This is a genomic window from Dactylosporangium aurantiacum (assembly GCF_000716715.1).
Lineage (GTDB): Bacteria > Actinomycetota > Actinomycetes > Mycobacteriales > Micromonosporaceae > Dactylosporangium > Dactylosporangium aurantiacum.
Map to the genome: position 1 here is coordinate 1 of NZ_JNYJ01000102.1, position 9,270 is coordinate 9,270.

The 9,270-nt window shown below is 71.7% G+C and carries 9 protein-coding genes; 3 read left to right on the plus strand and 6 right to left on the minus strand.

Annotation, left to right across the window (positions count from 1 at the left end):
• Positions 1-983: 983 nt before the first annotated feature.
• From OP18_RS50135 to OP18_RS50145, 3 genes are all read left to right on the plus strand, one after another.
• Positions 984-1,301: a sensory rhodopsin transducer gene (locus OP18_RS50135; protein ID WP_033367818.1), complete on the plus strand. Its 318-nt coding sequence runs from the start codon at positions 984-986 to the stop codon at positions 1,299-1,301.
• Between the two features lie 10 nt (positions 1,302-1,311).
• Positions 1,312-3,063 (plus strand): glycoside hydrolase family 15 protein, encoded by a 1,752-nt coding sequence (locus OP18_RS50140; RefSeq protein ID WP_033367814.1) that lies wholly within the window; start codon positions 1,312-1,314, stop codon positions 3,061-3,063.
• Positions 3,064-3,411: 348 nt separating this feature from the next.
• On the plus strand, positions 3,412-3,978 hold the full coding sequence (locus tag OP18_RS50145) for a DUF421 domain-containing protein (protein ID WP_211273932.1): 567 nt from the start codon (positions 3,412-3,414) through the stop codon (positions 3,976-3,978).
• 13 nt (positions 3,979-3,991) lie between these two features.
• Here the strand turns inward: OP18_RS50145 and OP18_RS50150 are convergent, their stop codons facing one another.
• The 6 genes from OP18_RS50150 to ccsA form a co-directional block, all read right to left on the minus strand.
• Positions 3,992-4,945: a cation diffusion facilitator family transporter gene (locus OP18_RS50150; protein WP_033367816.1), complete on the minus strand. Its 954-nt coding sequence runs from the start codon at positions 4,943-4,945 to the stop codon at positions 3,992-3,994.
• Complete coding sequence (locus tag OP18_RS54305) at positions 4,942-5,808, minus strand: cytochrome c-type biogenesis protein CcmH (protein WP_052388573.1); 867 nt, start codon at positions 5,806-5,808, stop codon at positions 4,942-4,944. The genes OP18_RS50150 and OP18_RS54305 overlap by 4 nt, the downstream gene beginning before the upstream one ends.
• Positions 5,805-6,353 (minus strand): TlpA family protein disulfide reductase, encoded by a 549-nt coding sequence (locus tag OP18_RS56640; RefSeq protein ID WP_081971843.1) that lies wholly within the window; start codon positions 6,351-6,353, stop codon positions 5,805-5,807. The genes OP18_RS54305 and OP18_RS56640 overlap by 4 nt, the downstream gene beginning before the upstream one ends.
• Positions 6,350-8,302, minus strand: a complete 1,953-nt coding sequence (locus OP18_RS50165) for a heme lyase CcmF/NrfE family subunit (RefSeq protein WP_052388575.1) — start codon at positions 8,300-8,302, stop codon at positions 6,350-6,352. Before OP18_RS50165 ends, OP18_RS56640 begins: the two co-directional genes overlap by 4 nt.
• A complete protein-coding gene (locus tag OP18_RS50170) occupies positions 8,299-8,694 on the minus strand; it encodes a cytochrome c maturation protein CcmE (RefSeq protein WP_156090370.1) in 396 nt (131 codons plus the stop codon). Before OP18_RS50170 ends, OP18_RS50165 begins: the two co-directional genes overlap by 4 nt.
• An 82-nt stretch (positions 8,695-8,776) precedes the next feature.
• The gene (gene ccsA, locus OP18_RS50175) at positions 8,777-9,244 is read right to left on the minus strand and encodes a cytochrome c biogenesis protein CcsA (protein ID WP_081971844.1); all 468 of its coding nucleotides are present in this window, start codon (positions 9,242-9,244) and stop codon (positions 8,777-8,779) included.
• Positions 9,245-9,270 lie beyond the last annotated feature (26 nt).

The following is a 9,270-nucleotide window of genomic DNA, read 5'->3' on the forward strand; positions in this document are numbered from 1 at the left end:
CGGTGTCGCCACCCGCTTCGACAAGCTCGCCGTCCGGTACGAAGCCACCCTGCACATCGCCGCGATCAACGAATGGCTATGACTTCGACACACGACCTAACATCAACCACAACGGATCAGCGCTGACCGACTCCTACACCACCAGCGCGGACACGACCTCGCGAAACTTGTTGTGCCTACCGGACAGACAAGAGGTACGTCTGCTCCGGCGCGACAGGGGTGGGCGCTTACGGATGAGCGGTGATCGCGGTCCGGGCCATGTTCCCATCGCTATTGTGCCGCTGACCGCGAGCGTCGACGGTGCAGGTGCCGGCTGACGAGCAGTCGAAGCCGATCATGCGGCCTGTCCGTACAAGCGCTCGATCGGCGGCAGAATCTCGGGCACATCGAGTACTCGGTCGTTCCCGGTGCCGTTGCTTGCCGCCTGAGAGCCGGTCCGGCCGTGTCGCGTCAGCCGGGAACCTCCAGCACCTCGCGCGGCCGTTCGCGTCGCCGCTATTGCCGCACGCCGGCGCATCCGCCACGCACGGCATGCTCGTTGAGTCATTTTCCGGCGTGCATGATGTGCCGGATGCAACTGCCGCCGTATCAGGTTGACAACCGGCCGCGCGGGTAGCGATGTCGTGGCACGCTGCGCGCCTGGACGGCAGTGGCCGTGGCTGTTGCGCACGAGGCATCAATCAGCCCCATGACGGGCCGGGGAGGGAGGCATGGCAGAGGTCATAGGAGGATCGGTCGGCGAGACGGTTGATCGTGCAGGGTGGACGCCGTCCTCGGTGTGCTGGGCGACAAAAGTAACGACCGAGGCGAGGGGTTCTGCCGTCGTCGCGAACGGTGCGTGTCACGCCGGCGCAGCACGGGGAAGGGGAACCGCACACGGTGGCCACGCTGGTGACCGTCAGTAGCGACAGAATCGGCGAGCTGCGTTGCCCGCAGCCGGACCGTCCTGAGCCGAACCAGCGCGATCTGAGGAGGTGGGCACCATGATCGGAATCCGGCGGCATACGTGGGTCATCGCCGAGGGCCACCTGCCGAACCGGTCCGGCGAAACCGACGCCCACGGCAGCATCACCGTCTTCTTCACCAGCCGATCTCCCGCCGGTCCGTGCAAAATCACCGTGCCGGCCGAGCGGACGCTGCATCACTGGTTCGACGAGCTCAGTGATCCGGAGCCGATCCCCCGCGGCGTCGACCACGCGAGTGTAATCGTCAGCGGCGTGCCGCTCGTGGTGCAGCACATGCGGTTGGACCCCAGTCAGCCGGCCAACACGCTGCTGTCGGCCGTTGCCTTCGCCGCGTGAGAAGGTACCGGTGGCAGTGGAGGATGCGCGCCAGGAGCCGCAGGTCCTACGGCAGTATGCGTTTTTGGGAGACGGCCGGCGGGGCGCACTGATCGGCCCGCGCGGTGACGTCTCCTGGCTGTGCGTGCCACGGTGGGAGTCGGCCGCCATCTTCGCGAGCCTGCTCGGGGGACGCGGTCGATACGTGGTGTCGCCATCGGCGCGATACGTCTGGGGCGGCTTCTATCAACCCGGCTCGCTCATCTGGACCAGTCGATGGGTCACGACCGGTGGAGTCGTCCATTGCCGGGAGGCGCTGGCCCTACCCGCCGACCCGCACTGCGCGACACTGCTACGTCGGGTCGAGGCTGTGAACGGTGATGCCCGCGTGACGGTGACGCTCGATCCCCGCGCGGACTTCGGCCGGGCGCCACTTGAGGACCTTCGCCGTGATGAGTACAGCTGGACCGCTCGCACGGGGCCGCTGTTTCTGCGCTGGACCGGGGCTGACGGGGCGCAGCCCGACGCCGACGGCGTGCTGTCGACGGAGCTTGTGGTGGCGCAGGGAGAGTGTCATGACCTCGTGCTCGAGCTGTCCGACCGGCCGCTCACGGCACGACCTCCCAACGTGCAACGTGCTTGGGACGCAACCGAGCGGACATGGCGGGCGGCGGCGCCGGGCCTGACCGGCACCCTCGCCGGCCGCGACGCCCGGCACGCCTGTGCGGTGCTGCACGGCCTATCGGTGCCAGACGGCGGCACCGTGGCCGCTGCCACCACGTCGTTGCCTGAGCGTGCCGAGGCGGGCCGCAACTACGACTACCGCTACGCCTGGATCCGCGACCAGAGCTTCATCGGCCTCGCCGCCGCCGCAGCCGGGGTGGATGAGCTGCTAGATCGGGCCGTGTGCTTCGTATCGGAGCGGGTGCTGGCCGACGGGCCACGCCTCGCCCCGGCGTATGCGGCTGCGACAGGCGGGTCGGTCCCGCAGGAGCAGACGCTCGGATTCCTGTCCGGTTACCCCGGTGCGCCGGCCCGCACCGGCAACTGGGTCCGCGGCCAGTTCCAGCTCGACGCCTTCGGCGAGGTGATGCTGCTGCTGGCCGCTGCAGCTCGCGCCGGCCGGCTCGATGACGACGGCCGGCGGGCCGTGCGAGTTGCGGCGGACGCGGTCGGCCGACGATGGCGGGAACCCGATGCCGGTATGTGGGAGCTGTCGCCTAAGGCTTGGACCCACTCGCGCCTCACGTGCGTCGCCGGTCTGCGGCAGGCCGCGGCTCAGGGCCTCGGCGCCGTCGATCACCATCAGGAGTTGGCCAGGCGCATCCTGGCTGAAACGACAGCGACGAGCCTGCACCCCAGCGGGCGGTGGCAACGTGCACCCGGTGATCCGCGGGTCGATGCCGCGCTACTGTTTCCGGGAATCCGCGGTGCCCTTCCGTTGAGGGATCCCCGGACGGCCGCGACGTTGTCGGCGGTGCGCGCCCATCTCGCCGAAGACGGGTATGTCTATCGCTTTGAAGCCGGAGACCAACCGCTGGGTACCGCCGAGGGCGCATTTCTCCTGTGCGGCTTCGGCATGGCCCTGGCGAACCACCGGGCCGGCGATACCGTCGCCGCCGCCCGGTGGTTCGAACGCAATCGGGCCGCGTGCGGCCCGCCCGGACTTTTCGCCGAGGAGTATGACGTCCGCCAGCGGCAACTGCGCGGCAACCTGCCCCAGGCGTTCGTGCACGCCCTCCTGCTGGAATGCGCAACCACATTGTCCGGCCCTCCGCCGTGAACAGGATGCCATGCGCACGAGAGATGTCGACCTGGCCAACCCCGGGCCGGCACGCAGGCCGGGCGACGCCCGTCCGGAGCAGTTGCGTCCGCAGTTCCCGGCGATCCCACGGCGTGCCTGCAGCTACGAATTCGACTCGTTACTGCCCGTCGCTGTGCGCCGCACCGGCGTAACCGGGACTGCAGCGTCGGTGGCCTGCCGCCGGCCACGCTGAGCGTCGTGCAGGGTGCGTTCGTACCGACGGCAGCCGCGTCGGTGATCAGCCGGCCGGTGACGACATGTGGACCAGCCTCGTGAGCCGGGACACCCGGCCGCGTCAGGGTCCCAAGGTGCTGGTGGTTGTCGGGAATGACGACCGCGCGGCCCGCCGGCTGTGCGAGGGAGGTCAAGAATGACCCGTACCGCAGGACTTCACTCGTGATGGGCCTCGGCTCGCCGGCCGATGCCGCAACAGCGGCCGGCAAGGCGGCGGTCTTGTTCGCCATTGCCGTGGCCATGTTCCGGCTCACCCAGCGGCGCACGCTGGCCGACCTCGTCCCGTTCGACTGGGTCGTGGCCACGGCGATCGGGGCGGTGATCGGACGGACGGCAACAGCCCGGGACACAGCATGGACCACCGGTGCCGCGGCGCTGCTGGCCCTGCTGACGGTCCACGCGGTTGTGCAGCGCCTTCGCTTCCAACCGGTCGCGCGTCGCCTGATTGACCCACCGCCGCGCGTGCTGGTGCGCGACGGGCAGGTCGACCGTCGGCAGCTGCGCCGCTGCGGACTTACCCAGATCGATCTCGACGCGGCCCTGCGCCGCCACGGTCACGCCGGCACCGACGGGGTCCGGCTGGCGGTCTTCGAAGCGCAGGGCGGGATCTCGGTGATGTCTGGACCGGTCGCGCCGGCGGGCCGCGACGAACCCTGCTGATCCGCCGCGCTGCTCAGCGGTCGCGGGCGTCGTCCGGACCGATAAGGGTGACTGCGACCTCGAGTACCGCCGGCGAGCCCTGCAGCCGTTCGCGTAGGGCGTCCACGTCCTTGAGCAGCCGCTCGGCAGGTTCTGTGCGCAGCGAGGCGACCGGCTCGACAGTCAGCAGCACCAGCAGGGCCGACGGGCCGACGAAGATGGCTCGCAGCTCGGTCATCCGCCGCATCCACGGTGGTGCACCGATGATCGTCTGGAGGCGGTCGAGGACATCTGGTGGGGCGGACTCGTTGACGAGCAAACCCTTGGACCGTCGAGCCAGGAGCACGGCAACCGCGGTCAGTAGCAGGCCGATCGCGATGCTGGCTGCGGCGTCCCATCCGGGCCAGCCGGTGAGCATGTGCAGGGCGACTCCGGCCAGCGCCAGCCCGATGCCGACGAGCGCGGCGCTGTCCTCCAGATACACGGTCGTCGCGCTCGGATCGGAGGTCCGGGCGATCTGTTCGGGCAGCGACCGCCGGCGACGGCGCGCGTCGCCCTGCAACTGCCGGCGGGCCGTGTGCCAAGAGTAGCCTTCGAACCCGGCGGAGAGCACCAGCACGGCGATGCCGACCCATGGATCATCGAGCGGTTCCGGGTTCAGCAGGCTCCGGATCCCCTCGCCGATGGAGAGCAGCCCGCCGATGAGGAATATGCCAAGTGCCGCGAGGAATGCCCAGAAGAAGCGCTCCTGGCCGTGGCCGAACGGGTGTGCCGGGTCCGGGCGCCGCCGGGACTGCCGCAGGCCGAGCCACATGAGCAGCTCGTTGCCGGTGTCGGCGACCGAGTGCAGGGTCTCGGCCCATAGCGCTGCGGAGCCGGTGAACAGCGCCGCGACGCCCTTGGCGATGGCGATGGCCAGGTTCGCCGCGCACGCCACGAGAATGGTCCGATTGCTGCTCGGCTGCCCTTGCCGGTCGGCCTCGGTCATGATGCCGCCAGCAGCCGGCGGACCTGGTCGGCGGACGGGTCGTCCGGGGCGGCGGCAAGGAAGCGCCGGAGGGTGTCGGCCGCCGCGGGGTCGCCTGCGGCCCGCTGGGCCAGGCCGAGCACCAGCACCGCCTGCAGGTCGGCGGGCTCGCGATCGGCCACCGCCCGGGCGATCGTCACGGCATCGCCGGCCCGGTCGCAGCGGATGAGTGTAAAGGCCAGCCGGATCCGGATCCGGTCGTCCGGACGCTGCCGCAGCGCGTCCTCGTACAGCCCGGCCGCCTCGGCGTAACGGCCGGCGTCCTCCATCGACCGGGCGACAGCCAACGTGGTGGACAGCGTATCGGCCGGCGCTTCGTCGTCGGCACCGCCCGGCGCCGTCACGGCGATCACCGCGACCAGCAGCACGACGGCCGTCGCCGCGAGGTTGTATTGACGCGTCGTACCGGGCGTCCGGCGTGGCGACGGGTGATCATGCTGGGCGACGCGCCGTCTGCGGGCACGGACCAGCAGCAGGCCGGCGAGTGCGGCGGTGGCGAGCGGGACCAGCCACAGCAGGGCGCCGATCGGACCGTGCGCAGGGTCGACGAGGATGTCGGGACCGTACCGCTGCACGAACCAGTGCTGGATCTGCTCGGCGTTGCGTCCCGCGGCGAGCTGCTGGGCGATCGTGTCCCGCATGGCGGCCGCGGTCGGTGACTGCGACTGGGCCACGGACTCGCCCTGGCATGCCGGGCAGCGCAGCTGCGCGGCGATGGCGGTGACGCTCGGTGGCTCCGGCCGCACCGAGCGCCAGCCTCCAGCTGCGGCGGTCGCGAGCAGCGCGAGCAGCAGCGCCCACCACAGGCAGCGACGGACGGTCATGCCCGCAGCGCCTTCGGGATCTGGGCTTCGAGCCATGCCATGTCGACCGCACCTTGGGCCCACACCCGGACGGTGCCGGAGCGGTCCACGACAAAGGTCTCCGGTACTCCGCGGACGCCCCACGCGACGGCCGTGGTGCCCTTCGGGTCGGTGACGGTGACCAGCGTGCCCAGTCCGAGCTCGTCGAGCAGCCGCCGGGCCGGCTCGGCGCCGTCACGCATGTCGACCCCGACGACGGTGAGGCCCTGCTCGGACCAGCGGCGCTGCGCCGTGGCGACGGCGGGCAACTCGTCGCGGCAGGGCGCGCACCATGATGCCCAAACGTTCACCAGCACGACTCGTCCCCGTTGCTCGGCCAGATCGAAGCGGCCGCCGTCGAGCGTCGAACCGCGCAGCGGCGGCGCCGGCCGGGACAGCGTGACGGTTGCCGGCTCAGCGTTCGACGCGGCGTCGCCCGGCGCCCGTAGCCCGGCGGCGAGCACCAGACCGGCGGCGAGAAGTCCCGCTGTGACGCCGACGCCGGCCAGACGCCTGGGCCAACTCATGACGCGGCCTCCAGCACGGGGGGCGTACCTGTGGCCCGGGCGGCGACGCGCCGGGGCCGGCGCAGTGATCGCAGCGCCGACAGCAGCCCGCCGAGCGCGAGGAGTCCGCCGCCGAACCAGATGAGGGGGACGAGCGGGTTGGTGGCCAGGCGGACGGTGGCCGACGAGCCGTCGTCGGTGACGCCGAGCACCGTCGCGTAGACGTCCCCGGTCGGACGGGAGCGGATCGCCGGCACGCTGACCGTGGCGTCCCGCGCGGGGTAGTACCGCAGCTCGGGTACCACGGTAGCCTCCGTTGCACCCTGGTGAACGCGCAGATGCACGTCGACCGTCATCGTGTCCCCCTCGGTATGGCGGCTCACATCGGTCAGCACCGCGGTCACGCCTGCGGTGGTGATACGGTCTCCCACCTTGAGCTGTCGCTCGGCGGCAGCGCCGAAGCCGGATGAAACCGCGACACCGATGGCGATGACCGCCAGGCCGGCGTGGGCGAGCAGCCAGCCGGCTCGGCCGAGCAGGTGCCGCGGCCTCGGCGCGTCGTGCCCGCCGAGGCGTCGGCGGGCGGCGGGGACCAGGCCGGCCAGCACGAAGGCGCCCAGGCCGCAGCCGGCGATGGCGGTGATGCCGGGCCGGCCGACCTGTCCGGCGGCCGCCGCTGCGGCAAGGCCCACCGCGGCCGGGACGCGCAGCGCGGCGAAATCGGGTGCCCGGCGGATGCGCAGTATCGGTGCGAGGCCCATGACGGCGAGCAGGGCGAGGGCCAGGGGCACGGCGGCACGGCCGTAGAACGCAGGACCGACCGTCGCGTCGCGAGACTGCATGGCACGGACAGCGAGCGGGAACAGGGTTCCGGTGAGGACCACGGCGCCCAGGGTCACCAGCAGCAGGACGCCGGCGGACAGCACGGTCGGGCGCGAGCCCGGTGGCCGTGCCGGAGCGTCGGACAACCGTTGTGGCGGCCTGCGCAGGGCGATGACGGCGATGCCGGCTGCGGACAGCAGCAGAAAGCCCAGGAGCATGGGGCCGAGGGCGGAGGCGCTGAACGTGTGGACGCTGTTCAGGGCACCCGAGCGGGTCAGCAGTGTGCCGGTGAGCACGAGCAGGAACCCCGAACAGGCCAGCACGATGCTGCGCAGGCGCAACCAGGCCGTCTGTCCGGCCGGCAGGAGCGTGTGCAGCAGCGCGGTCGCCGCGAGCCATGGCAGCAGGGAAGCGTTCTCGACCGGATCCCAGGCCCAGTAGCCGCCCCAGCCGAGCACCGCGTAGGACCACCAGGCTCCCAGCGTGATTCCGGCGGCGAGCAGGGACCACGCCACCAGGGTCCAGCGCCGCATCCGGGCGACCGAACGCGGGTCGTTGCGGCCGGCGAGCAGCGCCGCGACACCGTAGGCGAACGGCACAGCCATGGCGACGTACCCGGCGTACAGGATCGGTGGGTGTAGACCCATGGCCGGGTGCTGGCGCAGCAGCGGGTTCGGACCAGGACCGTCTGCGGGTGCCGGCTCCACGGCGGTGAAAGGGTTCGCGGCGAAGTACGTCAGGGCGAAGAAGAAGACGGTGACGACGGCAAGCACCGTGGAGGCCCACGGCTGCAGGGAGTCTCCGGCCGCGACCCTGCTCCGGCCGATCAGCACGGCGCACCCGGTCAGCACCAGCAGCCACAGCAGCAGCGAGCCGTCGAGCGCCGCCCACAGGCTGGTCACCGTGAAGTACACCGGCACACCCCGACCGCCGTTCTCGGCGACGTACCGTACGCCGAAGTCATGGCGCAGCAGCGCCGCCTCCAGCGTCGCGCAGGCACCGGCTGCGGCGGCCAGGGTGAGCCAGCCGGCCGCCCGCGCAGGCACCGCAGATCGGCCCAACAGTGCCACCCGCAACCACAGCAGCGCCGTGAGGGTGGCGGCGAGCACGCCTACACCGAGCGCCAGAGCACCGACGTGGGCGGTCACCGCCGGACCTCGGCCGCCGCGGTCGCCGCCCGGTACTCGTTGCCGTGCTTGGCCATGACGGTGTCCGACCGGAACACGCGGTCCGGCCCGAGGATGCCCTCGACCACGACCTGCTGCCCTTCGCGGACGAGGCCGGGCAGGTCGGCGGCCTGGTCCACGGCCACCTCGGCCGCGCCGTCGCCGATGCGGAACCGGGTGTGCTCGCCGCTGCGGTGCAGCGAGCCGGGCACCACCTCACCGCCGAGGCGCACCCGGGCTTCGGTCGGCTGGCGCAGCACCTCGGACGGCGTGCGATAGTAGGTCAGCGTGTCCTGGAGGCCCGCCACGGTGAGTATGCCGGCGGTGCCGGCGACGGCCGCAGCCAGGAGCCACCGCGACGTACGAGGGGTCATCGCCGCCGCCCGGTCCACCACACGCCGGCCGTCAGCGCACCCGCGGTGAGCACGAGACCCACCACGACCGCGCTCCAGCCCGTCACCGGCCCGCCCCTGCGGGCGTGCGGCGCCGTTCGGTGCCGGCCGGACGCGGCGCTGGAGGTGCCGGAGGACGAAGGGTGCCGAGCCGGCGCAACAGCAGCCAGGCCGCGGTCGTCATGGTTGCGGCGGTGCACAGCAGGAGCGCCACCAGCATGAACACGTCGATCGGCGGGCTCGGGTCCGGCGCCAGCAGCGTTGCCGGCTGATGCAGGGAACGCCACCACACGACCGAGAAGTGCACGACGGGCACGATCGCGAAGCCCAGCACCCCGGCGACGCCGGCGCGCCGAGCGCCGCGTTCCGGATCCGGGCTGCTTGCCCGCAGGCCGAGCTGGCCGAGGTAGATCAGTGCCATCAGGACGGTACTGACGATCCGCGGATCCCAGGCCCACCAGGTCGTGTGTCGAACTCGGGCGTGGTGCTTGACCTGCCCTGACGTGGTTGGGTGCGTGTCGGAGATCGACAATGGGCGAGGTCTCCGGTAGTTGGTTC